This window comes from Bartonella sp. DB5-6, from assembly GCF_000278115.1.
Taxonomy (GTDB): Bacteria; Pseudomonadota; Alphaproteobacteria; order Rhizobiales; family Rhizobiaceae; genus Bartonella; species Bartonella refiksaydamii.
On the sequence record NZ_JH725117.1, the window covers coordinates 190297 to 210237 of the forward strand.

The window sequence follows — 19941 nt, forward strand, 5'->3', positions numbered from 1 at the left end:
ACTTTTTCTCATGCTAATTATAATCACTCCTATAATTGCCACTTTTTCTAAAATATTTAGTGGTTGGAGTTGGAAATTATCTATAACGTTAGCATTATCGTCAATTATTATATTCTTTATTTCTGATTTTTCCCGTAGATATTTTGGTTTATATTAATATTTATTGAATAAATTTCAAGAAAAATTAATAAACTTAATTTTATAGATATCTATTATGTATCATATATTACAATTAGGACTTTGTTATAATGAACATTCGTTATGAAATCATAAGATTTTTTTTTATGATTGTTGTATTTGTCTCTCTATATGCTACTATTGCTAAATTATTCTATAATCGTAGTTGGAAATTATCTATCATAACAGCATTATCAGCAGGAATTGTTTTTTTTATTTTTGATAGTGTGTGTAGATATTTTGGTTTATATTAACATTTATTGAACAAATTTCAAAAATGTTGAATAAAATATTTTTCAAAGATATCTATTATTATCATATAATATAATTTGGATTTCGTAATGTCAGATTTTAATCATAAAATTATTGAATCGTTCATGGTAACAGTTTTCTTTGGTTTAATATATCTTTTTTATTATAAATTTATTTCTTACAGTTGGAAAGATTCTCTAAAAAACTCATTATTAACAAGCCTTCTATTTTTTATTATTAGTATTTTATTTAACTATATTGGTTTATATCAAGTTTTGAGAAATTTTTATAATGGATATTTATCATAAATTCCTAGAGGCATTATTTCAAACAATTGCATTTGGATTATTACTTACAATTATTTTGAAATTTAAAGGATATAAGATTAAAAGTATTATTTATAATGATAATATCTTTTACTATTATATCTTTACGGTATTGTAAAAAATATACTATTTATTAAAATAATATTTTGTATTCTATAATATAGACATATATATTTATTGTTTATACAGTGTTTTTATTGCTATAAAGCAAAATTATGTTTGACATTTATCTAAAGCGCATGATAGCCATTTATAACGTATCATGATGATACGATTTTTAATATCTTACAAGGAGGATTGATATGTTCGGTTCAAGAAGTTTTTTTGATAAGTGTGGCCCTTATGATTATATCTCGGCTGGAAGTTCAGCAGGACTCAAAGCTGGAGCTTATGGAGTTTTAGGCGGGTTAACTTACGGCTGGGTAGCGGGGCCACTAACCCCAGAAGTTGTAGGCGGAACTGCGCTAATGAGCTACACAGTAGGATTTGCCTCCGGTTTGGAAAATAAATATCACGAGTGCCATTCTTTTAATTTTTAAGAGAATATATAAAAATATATCTCTGAACTCGGTAATTTATAAATACAGAATATTTTGTCTAAAGATATTGATAAAACAAACTTCAGAGATATCTCTTTCTTGTAATTTTATATATTAATTGAGTTTTATTATGATGGATATTCTTTATCAGATTAAAGAATCGTTATTTTCAATAATTATTTATATTTTTTTAGGTATTCCTATTTTCCGAAAAATGAGTGGACTCAATTGGAAAGAGGCTGTAAAAGCAACATTATGTACAAGCATTCTATTCTTTATTTCTGATTTTTTGCGTAGATATTTTGGTTTGTTTTAATATTTTATAAATAAATTATGAAAAAGATTAATAAAGTAGTTTTCGTAAATAATATTAATATACATTATAATTCCTTATGAACGATTTTTTTTATAAAATTAATGAATCGTTGTTTGTAACAATTATATTTTGTCTATTATATGTTTTTCAATGGAAATTTATTGGTTATAGTTGTAAAGATTCTATAAACAAATCCTTAAATATAAGCTTCATGTACTTTTTTGTTTGCTTATTATTAAAATATGCTAACTTATATCAACTCTTGAGAAATATTTTATAATTGATATTTATCATAAATTCTTAGAAACATTATTTCAAACAATTGGAGTTGGATTATTACTTATAATTGTTTTGAAATTTAAAGGATATAAGATTAAAAGTATTATAATAAAATTATTATTTATAATGATAATATATTTTACTCTTATGTTTTTATACAGATTAATTAAATAACTGTAAAATTACTATCCATTTCATTATATATATTCTTATTTTTGTTATTTTTTAACATCTTTCCTTGCTCTCAATCCCATCTCCCAACACCATCCGTGAATGGCATAACGCAAAACATGATAAACCTGTGTCATCACAATATTCGCACTTCGGGAATGGCTTTACAAATGACGCCCATAACCTATGAACGCCCTCATCCCATCTATTTTTAACTTTTTATACGAAATTTTTTAAAACTTTAATTTCTTTGTTCGCTTATAAAAGCTCTCTACAACAATATGCTCTTTTGTATTTTATACAATTTACATCTCTTTATGATGATATGCGTCCATTTAAGCATCCTAAAACAGCATAAAAACGCCCTCTTAAATAAAAACGTAAATACAAACTCACCAGATTTGAAAAATTAACTATTCCAATATTTGTAATTTAGTCTAATCTCAAAATGAAAAGCTTACTGGGAATAACTCTGCCTAAAACACAAAAATACAATGGCTGATTTTTCCAAATAATAAATGAGGAGAGGGAACATATGTCTGAAAAAATCTATCCAATACCAGATAATATCAAAAAAAATGCTTTGATCGATGAAGAAACTTACCACCAATGGTATCAAGAAAGCATCAATGATCCGGAAAGCTTCTGGGCAAAACACGGTCAACGCATTGAATGGTTTAAACCTTATACAAAAGTAAAAAATACTTCATTTAATGGAGATATACCCATTCAATGGTACGAGGATGGAATAACAAATGTTGCCTATAATTGCATTGACCGCCATTTAAAAAACCATGGTGATAAAATTGCTCTGATTTGGGAAGCAGATAACCCTTATCATGATAAAAAAATAACCTATAAAGAGCTTTATCAACATGTTTGCCGTTTTGCCAATATTTTAAAGAACCACGGTGTAAAAAAAGGCGACAAGGTTACCATTTACCTCCCCATGATCCCCGAAGCAGCCTATGCCATGCTCGCCTGTGCCCGCATTGGCGCCATTCATTCGGTCATTTTTGCGGGTTTTTCTTCTGAAGCAATAGCACAACGTCTTGTAGATTGTGAATCAACCTTCATCATTACCGCCGATCAAGGCTTGCGTGGAAGAAAACAGATAAACTTAAAAGAGACCGTTGATCATGCTATTGAGATCGCAGCCCATCAGAACGTGCATGTCAATCAAGTCATGGTCATACGACGCACCAGTGGAACAATTCATTGGGTAGAGGGACGTGATTTTTGGTACCATGAAGAAATACCTCATACCAAAACCGATTGCCCAGCAGAAGAAATGAACGCTGAAGATCCCCTATTTATTCTGTACACCTCGGGTTCAACAGGCAAACCCAAAGGTGTTTTGCATACAACAGCGGGCTACCTCGTTTATGTATCGATGACACATCAATATGTTTTTGATTATCATCCTCATGAAATTTACTGGTGTACTGCAGACATTGGCTGGATTACTGGTCATTCATATTTGGTTTATGGACCTCTATGCAACGCTGCCACCACTCTAATGTTTGAAGGAACACCAACCTTTCCCGACAAAGGTAGATTCTGGGAAATTGTCGATAAACACAAAGTCAATACGCTCTACACAGCACCAACTGCTATTCGTGCCTTAATGGGTGCAGGCAATTCATTTGTCGAACGCTCGACAAGAACATCCTTGCGCCTTTTAGGCACCGTGGGCGAACCCATTAATCCAGAAGCATGGGAATGGTTTTATCATATCGTTGGAAACAATCACTGTCCTATTCTCGATACATGGTGGCAAACAGAAACGGGTGGGCATATGATCACTCCTCTTCCCGGTGCAACAAAGCTTAAAGCAGGCTCAGCCACACGTCCTTTTTTTGGTGTTCAACCTCAAATCATTGATGCCCAAGGAAATGTTCTGGAAGGTGAAGCAGAAGGCAATCTTTGCATTATTGACTCATGGCCCGGACAAATGCGCACCCTTTATAATGACCATGCGCGCTTTATTGAAACGTATTTTTCCACATATAAAGGGAAATATTTTACAGGCGATGGGTGTAGACGCGACAGAGATGGCTATTATTGGATTACAGGACGGGTTGATGACATACTCAATGTCTCTGGACACAGGTTAGGAACAGCTGAAATTGAATCAGCGCTTGTTCTACATCCTGCTGTTTCAGAAGCAGCAATTGTCGGTTATCCTCATCCCATTAAAGGACAAGGAATTTACAGTTTTGTCACCTTAATGGAAGGCACAACCCCAAGTGAAGCATTGCAAAAAGAGCTTATTCAACATGTAAGAAAGGAAATCGGCTCCATTGCCATATTGGATAAAGTTCAGTTTGCTCCTCAACTACCCAAAACACGATCAGGAAAAATTATGAGACGCATTTTGCGAAAAATCGCCGAAAATAATTTTGATAATCTAGGAGATATCTCAACCCTTGCCGAACCACAAGTCGTTGATGATCTTATTGCCAATCGCCAAAATAGAGAAACTATTACTTAACGCAAAACACCAACCAGCGGTGGTTTTAGTTTTCTTGCTATTATAGCATTCGTGCTAAAACCACCGCTACAATTAAAAAATAATAATACAACTTTCAATCTCTTTGAAAACGGATACTCTTTCTCAATAACAAACGAAAAACGATTGAAGAAAAAACATTCAGAATTACGGAGTATAAATTCTAACAAAAACATAGAACGAAAAAAGCAAAGCATCCTTTGTCAACCAGAAAACGAAAAAGATCACTGCTAAACCAACAAAGCTCGGGTTACAGTCCTCATGTTTCTGCTAGAAACACCTTGGAATTCCTGCTAAAATCATAAATATAAGTAAAATAAGGAAGTGTGACAATCAATAATAGCCTTACAAGCAATATTTCTCAATAACAAATGAGAAATTGTGAAAGAAAAAATATTGAAAACTGTAAAACATAAACCGAACAAGAGCCGAAAACAATGAGAGCAAAGGTCCTCACAGTAGTGCAATATAAAAGCAGAAGTGGTAACGAAAAGTGATTCATTTTGAGAATGTCGGGCTACGTTACGGAATGGGCCCTGAAGTCCTTCGCGATATTAGCTTCCATATTCCTCCTGGGTCATTTCAATTTCTCACGGGCGCCTCTGGAGCCGGTAAGACGTCGTTGATGCGTCTTATGTTTTTGGCTCTCAAACCAACCCGCGGTCATATTGACCTCTTTGGAAACGATACAGCATTGCTCAAACGACAAGAGCTTCCCGCACTACGACAACGTATCGGTGTCGTTTTTCAAGATTTCCGTCTCCTTGATCATATGACCACTTATGAAAATGTCTCTTTACCTTTACGCATTAAAGGGCAAGAAGAAGCAACTTATCGCAGCGAAGTGGAAGATCTTCTCTGTTGGGTAGGCCTTGGAGATCATATTCATGTTTTACCACCGGTTCTTTCTGGCGGTGAGAAACAAAGGGTAGCCATCGCGCGTGCACTCATTGACCAACCCGAAATCCTGCTTGCCGATGAACCGACAGGAAATGTTGATCCCCCTTTGGCAAAACGCCTGCTCCGTTTGTTTATAGAACTAAATCGTTTTGGAACAGCGGTCGTTATCGCCACCCATGATATCGCATTGATGGAACAAGTCGCAGCACGGCGTATGCTTCTCCATAACGGACGGATGACAATTCATGAATAAGTCTTTCCCTATTTTTACAAGCAATCAAAAAAACGCAACAGCTATTATTCCCAGCAGCAACATTTCTGGTCAAGCGCTGGTTGCAGTGATTGCTATTATGACATTTCTCTCAAGCCTCACATTAATCGGTGTTGATTTAGTACAACGTGCTGCTAACAGTTGGAGCAATCAAATCAGCTATGAAGCAACCATTCAAATACGCCCCATTGAAAATGTTGATATCGAAAAAGCCCTTCGTGATGCAGTTAAATTGGTTAAAACATTTCATGGTGTACAAGATGCCACCATTGTTGACCAAACAGCTACAGAAAAATTGCTAGAACCATGGCTTGGAACAGGATTAAACTTAAATGAACTGCCTCTTCCTCGCCTTATCATCGTAACACTGAAAGAGAATGAAGAAATCAACTTTCGTGCAATTAATGACGCCATTAAAACACAAATTCCAGGAGGCCAGTTTGATGATCACCGTGTTTGGGTGAATCGTTTTTCAACAATGGCACATACAACTGTTTTTATTGGTTTTTCAATCTTAACATTGGTTCTAGCCTCACTGATACTCACAATTATCTTTGCCACACGCAACGCGCTGGCAGAGAATGCGCATATTATCAACGTCTTATATTTTCTGGGCACTGAAACTCTTTTCATTGCGCGACAATTCGACTGGCATTTTTTTAAAACTGCGCTACGCGGAGCATTATACGGTGGTGTCACAAGCGCATTTCTGTTTGCTGCTTTTAGTGTGTGGACCAATTATAACCTAGGGAAAGCAGAAACTAGCCAAATAACCGCTTTGTTCGGATATATTTCTATAAGTTCTCTTCCTTATGGAAAAATCATTGGCCTCATTTTTTTCGTTTCTTTACTTACCACGCTTACAAACCGGATGACTATTCTAGCACAGCTAAAAAAAATAGATCAATGTGAAAATGGCTTATTTTAATTTTTATAACTCACGACTCATATAATTTAAAATCATGACGCAAAGCAGTTTAGAGCACCCCCAGCAAAAACGTCGCATAGGCAATCTATGGCATCTTTGCTGCTTGTTGCGCTATTTCCCACCGACAGCACTTGCCCTTTTAATGGTCATTCTCCTTTTTTGTGTTGGTTTTGTGGTTTTTTCTGAAAAAACCGAACGACTTCAACCACCAAATCCTTTGCCAAAAGCAGATGCAATCATCGTTCTTACAGGAGGAGAAAACCGCATAGAAGCAGGGCTAAAACTCTTACAAAAGGGGCTTGGTTCGCGACTGTTAATCAGTGGAGTAAACACAACAACCAATCTCCAGAGACTGAAGCATAATACGTATATTATCCCACAGCTCTTTAACTGTTGCGTTGACATCGGACATAAAGCGACTAACACAAAAGGAAACGCTGAAGAAAGTGCTGCTTGGATCAAAAAAAACAACTACCAAACAGTTTATATCGTCACCCATGATTACCACATGTGGCGTTCCTTGCGTGAACTTAAATATCTCATGCCTAACGTTAATTTCATTGCTTATCCTGTTAAAAAGAGCGGCAATGAAAGCGCAATCCAACAGATCAATCAAATACGCATTCTGATATTCCAATATATCAAAACAATCGATGTCTATATCAGAACCGCATTTTAACCTTTACGCATTGATTTTCTGAAAATTTTCCACAAGCGGCACCATCGCTCTTTGCCAACCCGATATTGCCACAAGCACTTGAGAGCATTCATAAAAGGCATTTTTACGCCTTTTTTCAGTATCCAAACGCAACCCCGCTTATGACGCGCAAGCGAATAATTTTGATTAATTCTAAGAGGAATTGACTTCCTTTCCACCCTAAAAAATAAAGCTTCTTAACCTCGTTCGATTTTTCAACAATCCAGCTTCTTGTTTAACAGGTTCCACCTGCTTACCACGCACCGCAGTTCACTCCATGAAGCTCGACAAGCAATCCCTACCCTAAATATTCATCACCCCGCTAAAAACACCTCACGTAGAAAGCTTTCCATAAGCTCTATCACAGCCTTCTATCAATGCTGTTTTATCACCGCACCTCAAAAAGCGCTGTTTTACGGCACAATGGATAACTTAACATTTTCAGTTTCTCTCACTTCCAATTTTGGTAGACTGCGAACAATTTTCATAGTTTCCAAGCTTACAGTAATAACCCGTTGAAACAATTCCAATGGATAAGCAGGGTTGCCCGCCGTTTCAACAGCATAACGATTAGCATCATTAACAAGACCGCTCGCTTTATCCGTTTTGACAATCTGCCGCTCCATAACCCATTCAAGAGCGGGCTTGCCATTGACCACATAATCATAAGCTTCAAGAGGAATATTCTGCATCGTGATATGCGCATTATAAATCACTGTGCTTTTGTCAATAGCACCGCACTTACCCGCAAATTTCATTGCTTCAACACGGTAGAAACGCACCGCATCAGAAATCATCAAAGTGCGTGGATCACCCTGTTTATAGGTAACAGGATAGGGCTCAACCTCTTCATAATTCATATGCAAGTCACCAAGCTTTCGCCCCGCTGTTACAAAAGCCCAAAAATCCTCTACCTTTTTAACTGTCGGGATACGTGGCAATTCTTTAAACAAATTATGCGCATAACGCGCACGATAATCCTCAGAATGCAAAATCCCATAAACATAATAAAACAAATCATCCTTTGTTATCATTTCACTAGGATAGGCAGCCTTAAAATAATCCAACCCTTCATCCGTGAGTGCATCACGCCGCTGCAAACCAGTTTCTTTGCTTTCCTCTGCAAAATTTGCAAACAAATGAACCTCATCCTCCTCCTTACCTCCTAAGGACTCAACATCTTCATAAACATACCGTGGAAAACATTGACCAGTATCCATTGTATGAAAATTAGGCAAATTCTTAGTCATAAGAACAGAAAAACCGCTTCTTGCTCCAGTTCCTGTAACTTGTATCACTTTATTTTCAACGGCTTTTCCCATAGGGAATATACGCGGCATTTGGTAAACGCTATCATTAAGAGCTCGATTATAATAAAGCCATTGCTGTGTAAAAGGACGATAAAGACTTTGCGTTAAACAATCTCTCTCAAAGTTAAAAGACTTTCCTTTTACTAAATTTTGTTTGAGAGAATAATTCCAGCTGATCTTTCTAGCATCTGTATTAACAAAATCGTTCACAGCATTTGCACGCGCTTTGCGATCAGCATGTGCATAAGTATTATTAAAACGCTCTACTTCGCTATTATAGAAAGCAGTCATGTGACTCATATTGTTCGCTAGAGCTTCACTGCTGAAATTATATGCCCAAGCATCACGACTGGTTTTAAGACCAAGTGAAAAATTTTCAAAGAGCTTTTTATCACTGCTCTTCTTGTCACCTAAGGCTAAAAATTTTTCAAAATCACTGTTGCGCTGATCCAGCCAATCGCCATGCTCATCTGGCGTAATGATCTGCCAGCCTTGTTCATGCTTGATCCCACCAATACTACCCAATCGCTGAACTTCATGTAATTTCTCTTTTGTCGAGAGATTATCACCAATATCATGATAGTAAATTTTACACTGCTGCGTAACATTTGGATTTTTGATAAACAGTGTCACAGCAATTCCTGTCATGCTTCCACTTCCGAAAACATTTTGTCCTTCTTGAGCAAGCCCTTTGCTCAACATATTTTTGCGAATATCACCCCGCAAATTGAAAACATAAATGCTCGAAAATTCCTCACACAAATTTTTTCTGAGACCATCCATTGATAATTTTTCAATATAACCCGAACCAGTCACAAAACCAATAACACCACAATCTTTTATGCGGTCACTTGCCCAGCGAATGGCACGAATATAACTGTCATAAAGTTTATTAAAATTGCTCGCATTAGATTGAGCAGCATAGGTTTCACGAATACGACGATCCAATTTAGAATAGCTTATATTCTGCGCATTATCGTTTTCGCTTTTTTGCCCTACCGAATAAGGGGGATTGCCAACAATAACACGAATATCCAGTTCTTTCTGGTGCGCCCGACGTGTGCTGTTATCCACCAGCAAATCACTGATCAGGTCTTTTTCTTGCTCATAAAGCTGGAATGTATCAGTTAAACAAATTCCCCCGAACGGAACATAATCTCCCCCCATCAGACCATGATATGTCGTCTCAATATTAATGGCTGCAATATAATAGGCTAAAAGCACAATCTCATTGGCATGAATTTCATGACAAAATTTGTGCTTCATTTCTTCTGGTGTAATCAACCCCGATTGTAAAAGCCGCGTGATAAAAGTTCCCGTTCCTGTAAAGGGATCCATGATGTGAATACCAGATGAGCCAAGCGTTTGCCCAAATTCTTGCTCTAAGACATCATTGACAGAGTGCAAAATAAAATCCACAACCTCAACGGGGGTATAAACAATGCCTAGTTTTTCTACAGTGCGTGGAAAAGCATAACGAAAAAACTTATCATAAAGTTCTACAATCAACCTCTGTTTTGCTTTTGGATCCGTAATTCCACTGGCTCGTAATTTTACACTTGCATAAAATTTCTCGAGATCTTTAGATTCTTTATCAAGATTCGCCTCATCAAGCACATCAAGCATACGCTGCATAGCACACGATACCGGATTTTCACGCGTAAATTGATACCCCTCAAACAACACCTGAAAGACAGGACGCGTGATAATATGCTGTGCCAACATCTCAATCGCATCAGCCTCTGTAATCGCATCATTTAAGTCATCGCGCAGTTCTGCCACAAACCTGTCAAAGGCTTGACGCGCCTCAGTATCTGGCTCTGCCAGAATACCTGTTAAGCGTGTGATATGATTCTTAGCAATCTCAGCAATGTTGCTGGCCCAATCCTCCCAATAATCACGTGTCCCACATTTCTTAACGATCTTTGCCATAATCGCACGAGAAAGTTCATCCACACAGAAAGAAAGTTGCCCTTGTGCTTCATCGGTAAGAGTTAAATCATATTCCGCTGTTCCAATTCCCGATCGTGCGGGTTGTGCGCGTAGTGGAAGATTGTCTACAACAGCCGTAACAGCTTGTAACTCAGTGCTCTGCGTAATACCAATAATCTCAATCTTACTACTAACATCTTGCCCTAGTGATACCTTATTAATCGTAGCATCAAAACGATCATCATGCGCACGCAAAGCATTCAAAATTTGCCAAACAACCCGATATTTATCATTGTTGTTCAAAGCCTGTTCCACTGGAGTCCTAGAAGGAATACCAATCGGCAAAATGACATACCCCATCTTTTTGCCCTCGGAACGACGCATCACACGTCCAACGGACTGAACAACATCAATCTGACTCTTGCGTGGATTTAAAAACATGATGGCATCAAGAGCCGGAACATCCACCCCCTCAGACAAACACCGTGCATTGGTCAAAATACGACAAACATCATCCCCGCTATCAGCTTTCAGCCAATCAAGTAATGCACCACGATCCTTGGCATTGCAAGTGCCATCAACATGCTCAATTTCACACTTCAGAAATGACGCGTTTTCCGTATTCTCTTTCGTATACTCAAGATATTCTCTAACAACCGCAGAAAATTCATCACGCACTAGTTTAGAACTTTCAATAGTCCTACAAAATGCCAAAGCACGATGCATGGGGTGTGGATCCGTACCAATATCAGCCTTCAGATCTTGTTTTGTGAGCGCCTTATAACAGCCAATAATCTTCGTTGCATCATCAAGAACAAGCTCAGACTTGCCATCACTAAGACGCTTCTGAACAGCTGAACTGACCAATTTTTCATCCACGGCTAAGACAATAACCTTATAATCTGTTAAAAGATCATGTTGTACTGCCCATGAAAACCCCCGATAAAAAACTGTTTTGCCAAAAAGCTTTTCATCATCCATCGAAGCAAGAACCGCATCAACTTCATGAGCGCGACTTTTTACATTATCACCAAAAATGCGCGGTGTAGCTGTCATATAAAGGCGCTTCTTGGCGCGAATAACATCATTAGAATGCACCTTAACAAAATTGGATTCATCCTCTCCAACCAGCGTTGCCCCTGTTGTACGGTGCGCCTCATCACAGATGATAAGATCAAATGTTGGCAAACCATAATTTTTTTGAGCATCCGCAACCACCTGAATCGAGTGATAGGTTGCAAACACAACGGTCATCCTATCTGCAACACTCTTCCCCGCCTGTTCTGCAAGTTTAGCAGCATCGGTTGTCGCCGGAAAAGCAAGATCAAACACATCAATTTCAGCAACATCATCACTATTTTTACGACGCTTTCCCACTTGTGTATCTGAACAGACAGCAAAGGATCTCAATCCCATTTCTGCATCCGTTGTCCATTCACGGACCGTCTGTGACATCAGCGCAAGGGAAGGAACAAGAAACAAGACAAACTTCGCTTCACCCGCCAAATCCTCAGCAATTTTAAGACTGGTAAATGTCTTACCGGTACCACAAGCCATAATAAGCTTACCACGATCTGCTTCAGCAAGCCCAGCACGCACATCACGCAATGCCTCCAATTGATGTGGACGCAGCGTCTTTTTATCCTCCAGAACAACTTTGCCTTTGGCTGCAAAAGTTTCCCAACGAATCGGACTTTGTTGCATATCGGAAAGACCAATCCGTATAACAGGAATACCCTGCCCCCGTATCATTGTTTCAGCGTTATCACTCCAAGCACTTTCAGTACTATCTATAATAACACGCCGCTTGAATGGTTCTTTCCCTGATGCTGAAATAAAACTATCAATATCTGCTTTTTTAATCCGATATGCTGCATCATAAAATTTACATTGGATTGCCGCAAAACCCTCTTCATCACGAATCTTTGCCACAAGATCGATACCAGTATCACGACCATCCCAATCATTTTCATGAGCCCAATCTTTAAAAGTCTGAACCTTTTCATACTGATCAAACTGAAGAGGATCATGTGTCAGATAAGCAAGAGCAAAACGCTCAAAATATGTACCTTTGTCTCGTTCGGTACGCGCTTCATTACGATATGTCTGTAAAAGCGATTGCAGCGTCATGCCTCTCCCCCATTAAAAACATCTCTAACTATCGAGTCTAGACAAATTGGTCAATGCCTATTCTTCTACCCAAAAGACTTTAGATGACTTGATTTACTGAATGAACTGATTATTTACAATGGAATATTACGCGCAGCAAAATAAACTGATAAAGATTTACTTATCAGCAAAGGAGTAGAATCTGCTTTCCCCCCTCCCTGATAAATATCAGGTAATCATGCACAAGAATGTAGAGATTTGCTTCATTATTTTGGTGAGCTTCTTTTTGATATTCATCTATTGAAAATAGTTCAAACTCATTACTTAGGAGGTGCTAAACGCAATAAAAGTATATCATAAAACCAATTACCAGCTATACCAATACACAATTAATAATAAATGCAGTCATTAGAATTCCTAGCATTATAAGCCCATAAGTGTATTCATCCAGTCCACCATACGAGGCTGGAGCTTCGTAGGAACCTATATCTCCGTCGCATAAAGCGATAAAGAATCCTAAACAAAAGGAAAAGAAAAAGTGTATAGACTAACACGCTTCGTATACAGTTCGTTTTTTGGATATAAGTTGTTTTTCGTTTAAATCCGTTTCTTTATTATCTTGTTTGTTAACAGACACACTATTCACTTCGCCTTCTCCCTCCTATTTTTAGATTAAAACCCTAAAGCCATTGCACACCGTATTTGTATAGCTACAAAATACAATGAAAATTTATTCATGACACGTTGCGCCGTAAAACTTCATTCTTTATTGTGATAATATAAAGCACGCTTCACTTAACGAATAAAGCATTTTCTAGGATAGAGCAGCGAATAGTGCTAAACTTTTTCCATCCATATTTTGCTGCATAAATGCTTCATCCAAATGACAAGCACAACAACAACCGTATTAACTACAATGATTGACACTTAATCGCGTGAGAGAGCAACAACAGGATCAAGCCGCGAAGCTTGGCGCGCTGGCGAAAAGCCAAAACACACTCCGATAAGCGTTGAAAAGGTAAGAGACATAATGATAGAATCAATCGTATAAATCAAGTGGATAGGTGCCTTAAACAGCAAAAATAAACCACCGATAGAAAGTCCGAATAGAATCCCAACACCGCCACCAATCACACAAACCAAAACCGCTTCAATGAGAAACTGCTGTAAAATATCACTTTGACGTGCACCAACAGCCATACGCACACCAATTTCATTGATCCGCTCAGAAACGGTAACCAACATAATATTCATCACCCCAATACCGCCCACAATCAAAGAAATCGCTGCAATTGAAGAGACTAAAAGCGTTAAGATATGAGTACTTTCCATGATGCGATTACGGAAGAATTCTGAATTTCTAATAAAGAAATCTTCACTACCATGCCGCATAATGAGAAAACGCTGTACCATCTTCTCTACCAAATGTGAATCAACATCATCGGCAACCTTAACCGTAATTGCACGAACCTGCGTTGTTCCAAGAAAACGTGTTTGCACTGTTGTATAAGGCAAATAAATCTGCAACGTATTTGATACCCCTCCATTTGAATGATTTTGTGGATCCACAACACCAACGATACGCGCTGGAACCTGCCCCACATGCACCACTTTCCCAAGAGGACTTTCACGGCTATGGGGGAAAAGAACAGAAAGCGCTTCTTTTTCAACCACAAGATCAACTGCTCGATCACGCACACTCTTCTGATCAAATAATTGCCCTTCGACAGCGTTAAGCCCCTGTGTCTGAAAGAATTGTTCTCCTACACCCATAATGACTGTATTGACTTCTACGGCACCAAAACGCACTGTCGAGTTTACTGAAATCTGAGGTGTTACACCAGAAATATAAGATAAATTTGATAGAGCTTCTGCATCAGCCTCAACCAAACTAGTTATTTTTCCTGCTTGTGGATCAGAAAAACTTTTTCCAGGTAAAATTGTCAATGTATTAGAACCCAAACTCTTAAAATTTTCCATAATTTTTTCTCGTGTGCCATTTCCTAAAGCCACCATCGCAATAATCGCACCAATACCGATAATGACCCCAAGCATTGTTAAAAAAGTTCGCATCCTATGCGCATTCATTGTCAACAACGCCATGACAAAAGCCTCACGAAACCGCTCAGTAAAAGAACGAAAAACACCAAGCAATTTTTCATCTTTTAGATTTTGTTTGCCCTGAAAAGATTGACTATCAGTTTTTGTTTTTGCACCCACAGCTTTTATTTTTGCACCCTTTGACACCTTATCAGCAATGATTTCCCCATCACTGATTTCAATGATACGATCTGCTCTTTCAGCCACCTGCATATCATGGGTCACAATGATAATGGTGCGCCCCTCTTTATGAAGTTCATCCAAAATACGTAATACTTCTTGACCACTTTGTTTGTCTAACGCACCGGTTGGCTCATCTGCGAGAATAACCTCCGCATTATTCATCAACGCCCGAGCAATCGACACACGTTGTTGTTGACCACCGGAAAGTTGATTTGGATGATGATTCATCCGATTGCCCATTCCCAAGCGTGTTAATAAGTCTTGTGCACGTTGTCTTCTTGTTGCGACAGAGCATCCTGCGTAAATCGCTGGAATTTCGACATTACCAAGAGCTGTCAATTCATTCAACAAATGGTAACGCTGGAAAATAAATCCAAAATGATTGCGCCGCAGAGCCGACAATTCATCAGCAGTAAGAAAAGCTGTTTCTTTCCCTGAAATCCAATAACGTCCAGAGGTTGGTCGATCAAGGCAGCCTAAAATATTCATCAAGGTGGATTTTCCCGAACCGGAAGCTCCCACAATCGCCACCATTTCACCGCGCTTAATGGTCAGATTAATATCTTTCAAAACAGTGACAAACGTTTCACCCGCAGGAAACTTGCGCGCAATATTTTCTAAAACGAGGACAGCATCTGCTTTCATGCTTTAGCTCTCATCTTCGCTATGTTCATCAGGAATATCTGGCATCACTCCATCGCGCGAACCGGTAATAACGACATCACCCTCATTAAGTCCTGAAACAATCTCTGCCACAACTTTGTTATTAAGCCCAACAGTCACCTGTTTTGCAACCACCTTATTTTGCCCTACCAAAAGAGAAACCCATGCTTTACGCTCTTTCGTTTCATCACGTAAAGCATCACTGGGAACCAACAAAACATTTTGAGCACGCCCTAAAATAATATGAACTTGAGCAGTCATATAAGTACGCAAAAAATTATCCACATTATCAACATGGATAATGCCGTTATAATAGATAGCCGATGATGCTAAAGAATTGGAAGCTCCGACCATACCAGGATTAATACTCACATCAGCGCGAATTGCTTCAGGTGCCGGCTCTACCCTTTCCAGAGTTCCCTCATAACGACGCTGCGCACTACCAAAAACGGTAAAATAGAGAGGTTGCCCAGCACGCACTTTAAGAATATCGGCTTCTGAGATTTGCGCTTTGACCGTCATCTTTGACAAATCGCCTAAAATAACAATCGTCGGAGCCGACTGAACAGCATTGACGTTCTGCCCTTCTTCCACGACGGTTGCTAAAACCGTTCCTGCTGAAGGAGCAGTCACCCTCGTATAACCTAAATTGACCTCTGCACTATCCACATCAATTTGTGCTTGTACAATCTGCTGCCGAAGCTGAGCAATTTGCGCCTCGCGTATTTTTACTTGTGTTGCAGCCTCATCAAGGTTAGCCCGTGAAATTGCATGTGCTTCGATCATTTTTTTCTGGCGCTCTAAATTTTTCTGCGCAAGAGAGAGATAAGCTTCCTGTTCTACTAAACTCGCATAATAATGGGATAACGCTGCTTTTTTTCTTTTCAGATCATTTTCTTGATCTGTAGGATCAATTTCTGCTAGGAGATCCCCTTCTTTCACAACGCTGCCTGGGAAAACGCGCATTGACACCACCCGCCCTGTTGCACGTGCACCAACAGCAACCAACCGATAAGGACGCACAAGACCAGAAGCCAAAACACTTTCTTCGATATCACCACGCTTCACTACTGCTGTCATATAAACAGGCGATGACGTTCCCCAAAAAACAGAACGCAGCCACAAAAAAAAGATAAGAAGAAGGACAGCAGTTAAAAAGAAGGAAAGTTTTTTATGTTTTGTAATGAAATTTTTGATGAAACTGTTTTTCATTGCCCTACTCTCATATGCGAACGGGGTATACCATCAACGACTTCCGGACGTGAAACATCAACCACGCCATCCCACCCCCCACCTAATGCCTTCATGAGTGTAATATATTGAGTAACCAAAGAAACACGGCTATCTTTAAGCGCCATTTGCGAAGAATAATAAGAGCGATCAGCATTTAATAATTCCAAGAAACTGGTATTTCCATTTTCAAAAAGACTCCGTGAAAGTTTTAAAGAATGCAGAGAAGCTTTATTTGCAACAACAAGCTTTTCTAATCGCTGGTGTTCTTTTGTCAATCTCACAAGCGCATTTTCCACGTCTTCTAGAGCTCCTAATACAGCGGCCCGATAAGTAATAAAAGCTTGATCGCGTTGTGCACGTGCTACCGCAACAGACGCCATAACCTGTCCTCCATTAAAAAAAGGAAAACGCAGCCCCGGTCCAAAAGACCATCCAATCGTTGAATTTTTCCACAATTGATCAATTGCCGTTGCTGCCGTCGAAATATTCCCAGTTAAAGAGAGAGAGGGATAGCGATCGGCTTCACGCTGCCCAATGCGTGCTGTCGCTTGGGCATATTGGCGCTCTGCCCGTCGTAAATCTGGACGCGTTAACAAAATATCAGCTGGAATCCCCGCTGGTATTGGCCACTGTGGCTGTGGAATCTTTGCGCGCTTAGCATTCTTTTGCAAAAGGTCCTTTAAAGCCATAGGAACACGACCAGTTAAGACGGAAAGGCGATGAATACTCATTGCTAAATTCGCTTCCATCTGTGAAATATCTGCTTCTGTATTTGCCATTTGTGCTTGCGCATTTGAAACATCAAGCTCCGAAACATCACCAGCCTTCAATTTGGCACGCACCAATTCATATGTTTTACGCTGAGATGAAGCAATCTGCCGTACAATCAACAATTTCTGTTGCCAACCACGTACTTGAACATAATTTGTCGCCACATCTCCCAACAGCGTCACCATTGTCGCACGCATATCTTCTATAGACGCTTCAAGACCATAACGTGCTGCTTCAACCGCCCGTTTATGCCCACCAAAAAAATCAAGTTCCCAACTCGCATCAAAACCACTACGATATTGACTGAAAAACGCATTAGATTGCTCAGCGCGACTACGCGTTCCTGAAATTGAATTTGACACACTCGGCAAAAGAGATCCCACAGCTTGTCCTAAACCAGCACGCGCCTCACGGACCCGTGCTTTGGCAACAGCAACACTATTATTTTCAGAAATCGCATAATCCATTAACGCATTCAAAACAGGATCATTTAAACGCCGCCACCATCCTGCAAGCACACCCATACGTCCAGACGTCTTTGCAGACGTCTCTCCCCAAACTGTTGGAACACGAAAAGATGTCTTATGGTAATTAGGACCAACCATACATCCTGATAATATAAAAAAGCACAACAAAATACTATAAAGCAATCCGTTAGAAACAACCCATTTGCTGATATGCATCCAGTCTCCCGTATTTCTCCAGAATCAATCATTAATATTTTATTTACATCTTATTTCAAACTTGACGTGAAAAATCAAATATAGTTTGTACTGGAACATGATCTGAAGGCTGATTCCACCCTCGTGCAGCACGAAAAATCGCAAGATCCGTCATAAAAGGAACGAGATCAGGAGAAGACCAAACATGATCAAGCCGCCGCCCACGATCAGAAAGTGCCCAATCGCGTGCGCGATAACTCCACCATGTATAAAGCTTGAGAGGAACAGGAAAACGCACACGCATCAAATCAATCCACCCACCTTGGCAACATAAAGCCTGTAAACGCTCAGTTTCAATAGGTGTATGGCTTACAACCTTCAATAATTGCTGATGAGACCACACATCCTCTGCCAAAGGAGCAATATTTAAATCACCCAGCAAAAGAGAAGAAAGATCATCTCCCTGATCCGCGCGAATGAGAGACATTTCTTCTAAAAAATCAAGCTTATGACGAAATTTTTCATTCACATTAGCGTCAGGAACATCACCTCCAGCAGGAACATAGAAATTATGAATCCGCACATCTCTGCCATAGACTTCAACAGTCACAGAAATGTAACGGCAATCTTCCTTTTGACAAAAGGAACGCTTTTCAACACTCTTAAAAGGCAAACGCGATATAATCGCTACACCGTTGTAAGATTTTTGTCCGCTCAATGCGATATGCTTATATCCGGCCGCTTCAAAAGCCTGAACTGGAAATAAAGCATCTGGACATTTTGTCTCCTGTAAACACAAAACATCTGCAGTAAATATATCCAAATACTGAAAAACCTGCGCCAAACGCAAACGGATAGAGTTAATATTCCAAGTCGCAATACGAAAGAACATTTGTTTCAATTCCGATACTATAACAGCGTATTATTTTTTTGAGGGAAGCGTAAACATCCCATCAGCAAACCTAACACCCGTCTGTACATTCATGATTTGAACAGTAGTTTCCAGATTTTGTTGATCAACAATTGTCCACTGCCGTAAAGCGGTGCCTTTAGAATCAAACACCATCCTTATTTGCCCTGCTCCAATGCTTTTATCACGCAAAACAATTGTCACTGCCCCTGGATCTTCACGAAACGCTAATAAACGCCCTGATGATACATTAATTTTATCATCCAACAGAAACTTCATCGGCGTTTGAAAGAGCTGTGAGAAATTCCAAGTATTCAGAGCACGATTGTTAATGCCAACAAATTGACCATCTGCAATGATCTGTAAAGGTAATTTTTTGTAAATAAAACGAATCTTTCCTGGACGCTCTAAATAAAATGTCCCCTGAGACATCTTTCCTTTTGGGCTAAATTGAATAAAATCACCTGTCATTGTTTTAATCGCTGCAAAGCGATTGACAACATTCTGCGCCCTTACAATTTGTTGAGATGATTGTAAAACAGCAGGAAAAATTAAACTCCAAAAGACAATAATTCCAGCAAATGCAAAGGATTTTCTCCGCAGTAAAAAAAACGTTCTCATAAAAATGCTCCCAAGCGATACAATTTTACCTTGCAATAAAACAGCAAATGATAAATAAACACCCTCCTTTAAAATAGAA

Annotated in this window: 11 protein-coding genes; 5 read left to right on the forward strand and 6 right to left on the reverse strand. The window is 38.9% G+C overall.

What is annotated here, in order from left to right:
• The first annotated feature begins 1057 nt into the window (after nt 1-1057).
• The 5 genes from MCO_RS04695 to MCO_RS04725 all read left to right on the forward strand — a co-directional run bounded on the left by MCO_RS04695 (nt 1058) and on the right by MCO_RS04725 (nt 7350).
• Complete coding sequence (locus tag MCO_RS04695; protein ID WP_007552935.1) at nt 1058-1294, forward strand: hypothetical protein; 237 nt, start codon at nt 1058-1060, stop codon at nt 1292-1294.
• Between the two features lie 1301 nt (nt 1295-2595).
• Nucleotides 2596-4554 (forward strand): acetate--CoA ligase, encoded by a 1959-nt coding sequence (gene acs / locus MCO_RS04705; RefSeq protein ID WP_007552937.1) that lies wholly within the window; start codon nt 2596-2598, stop codon nt 4552-4554.
• A 511-nt stretch (nt 4555-5065) separates the two neighbouring features.
• Nucleotides 5066-5725, forward strand: coding sequence for a cell division ATP-binding protein FtsE (gene ftsE / locus MCO_RS04715; protein ID WP_007552938.1), 660 nt, complete (start codon nt 5066-5068; stop codon nt 5723-5725).
• Nucleotides 5718-6671: an ABC transporter permease gene (locus MCO_RS04720; protein ID WP_007552939.1), complete on the forward strand. Its 954-nt coding sequence runs from the start codon at nt 5718-5720 to the stop codon at nt 6669-6671. The genes ftsE and MCO_RS04720 overlap by 8 nt, the downstream gene beginning before the upstream one ends.
• 34 nt (nt 6672-6705) lie before the next feature.
• Nucleotides 6706-7350: a YdcF family protein gene (locus MCO_RS04725; RefSeq protein ID WP_007552941.1), complete on the forward strand. Its 645-nt coding sequence runs from the start codon at nt 6706-6708 to the stop codon at nt 7348-7350.
• Between the two features lie 431 nt (nt 7351-7781).
• Here MCO_RS04725 and MCO_RS04735 read toward each other — a convergent pair whose 3' ends face one another.
• The 6 genes from MCO_RS04735 to MCO_RS04760 all read right to left on the reverse strand — a co-directional run bounded on the left by MCO_RS04735 (nt 7782) and on the right by MCO_RS04760 (nt 19862).
• Nucleotides 7782-12740 (reverse strand): type ISP restriction/modification enzyme, encoded by a 4959-nt coding sequence (locus MCO_RS04735; RefSeq protein WP_007552943.1) that lies wholly within the window; start codon nt 12738-12740, stop codon nt 7782-7784.
• A gap of 906 nt (nt 12741-13646) precedes the next feature.
• Nucleotides 13647-15647: a MacB family efflux pump subunit gene (locus MCO_RS04740; protein ID WP_007552944.1), complete on the reverse strand. Its 2001-nt coding sequence runs from the start codon at nt 15645-15647 to the stop codon at nt 13647-13649.
• A gap of 3 nt (nt 15648-15650) precedes the next feature.
• Nucleotides 15651-16877 (reverse strand): efflux RND transporter periplasmic adaptor subunit, encoded by a 1227-nt coding sequence (locus tag MCO_RS04745; protein ID WP_007552945.1) that lies wholly within the window; start codon nt 16875-16877, stop codon nt 15651-15653.
• Nucleotides 16874-18352, reverse strand: coding sequence for an efflux transporter outer membrane subunit (locus MCO_RS04750; protein WP_007552946.1), 1479 nt, complete (start codon nt 18350-18352; stop codon nt 16874-16876). Before MCO_RS04750 ends, MCO_RS04745 begins: the two co-directional genes overlap by 4 nt.
• 55 nt (nt 18353-18407) lie before the next feature.
• Entirely contained in the window at nt 18408-19223 is an 816-nt protein-coding gene (locus tag MCO_RS04755; RefSeq protein WP_007552947.1) for an exodeoxyribonuclease III, read from the reverse strand.
• 30 nt (nt 19224-19253) lie between these two features.
• The gene (locus tag MCO_RS04760) at nt 19254-19862 is read right to left on the reverse strand and encodes an outer-membrane lipoprotein carrier protein LolA (protein WP_007552948.1); all 609 of its coding nucleotides are present in this window, start codon (nt 19860-19862) and stop codon (nt 19254-19256) included.
• Nucleotides 19863-19941 lie beyond the last annotated feature (79 nt).

What these genes read in the sequence shown, in the direction of transcription:
- MCO_RS04695 (WP_007552935.1), top strand. Translation starts at nt 1,058, where the DNA reads ATGTTCGGTTCAAGAAGTTTTTTTGATAAGTGTGGCCCTTATGATTAT.
- acs (WP_007552937.1), top strand. Translation starts at nt 2,596, where the DNA reads ATGTCTGAAAAAATCTATCCAATACCAGATAATATCAAAAAAAATGCT.
- MCO_RS04720 (WP_007552939.1), top strand. Translation starts at nt 5,718, where the DNA reads ATGAATAAGTCTTTCCCTATTTTTACAAGCAATCAAAAAAACGCAACA.
- MCO_RS04725 (WP_007552941.1), top strand. Translation starts at nt 6,706, where the DNA reads ATGACGCAAAGCAGTTTAGAGCACCCCCAGCAAAAACGTCGCATAGGC.
- MCO_RS04735 (WP_007552943.1), bottom strand. Translation starts at nt 12,740, where the DNA reads ATGACGCTGCAATCGCTTTTACAGACATATCGTAATGAAGCGCGTACC.
- MCO_RS04740 (WP_007552944.1), bottom strand. Translation starts at nt 15,647, where the DNA reads ATGAAAGCAGATGCTGTCCTCGTTTTAGAAAATATTGCGCGCAAGTTT.
- MCO_RS04745 (WP_007552945.1), bottom strand. Translation starts at nt 16,877, where the DNA reads ATGAAAAACAGTTTCATCAAAAATTTCATTACAAAACATAAAAAACTT.
- MCO_RS04750 (WP_007552946.1), bottom strand. Translation starts at nt 18,352, where the DNA reads ATGCATATCAGCAAATGGGTTGTTTCTAACGGATTGCTTTATAGTATT.
- MCO_RS04755 (WP_007552947.1), bottom strand. Translation starts at nt 19,223, where the DNA reads ATGTTCTTTCGTATTGCGACTTGGAATATTAACTCTATCCGTTTGCGT.
- MCO_RS04760 (WP_007552948.1), bottom strand. Translation starts at nt 19,862, where the DNA reads ATGAGAACGTTTTTTTTACTGCGGAGAAAATCCTTTGCATTTGCTGGA.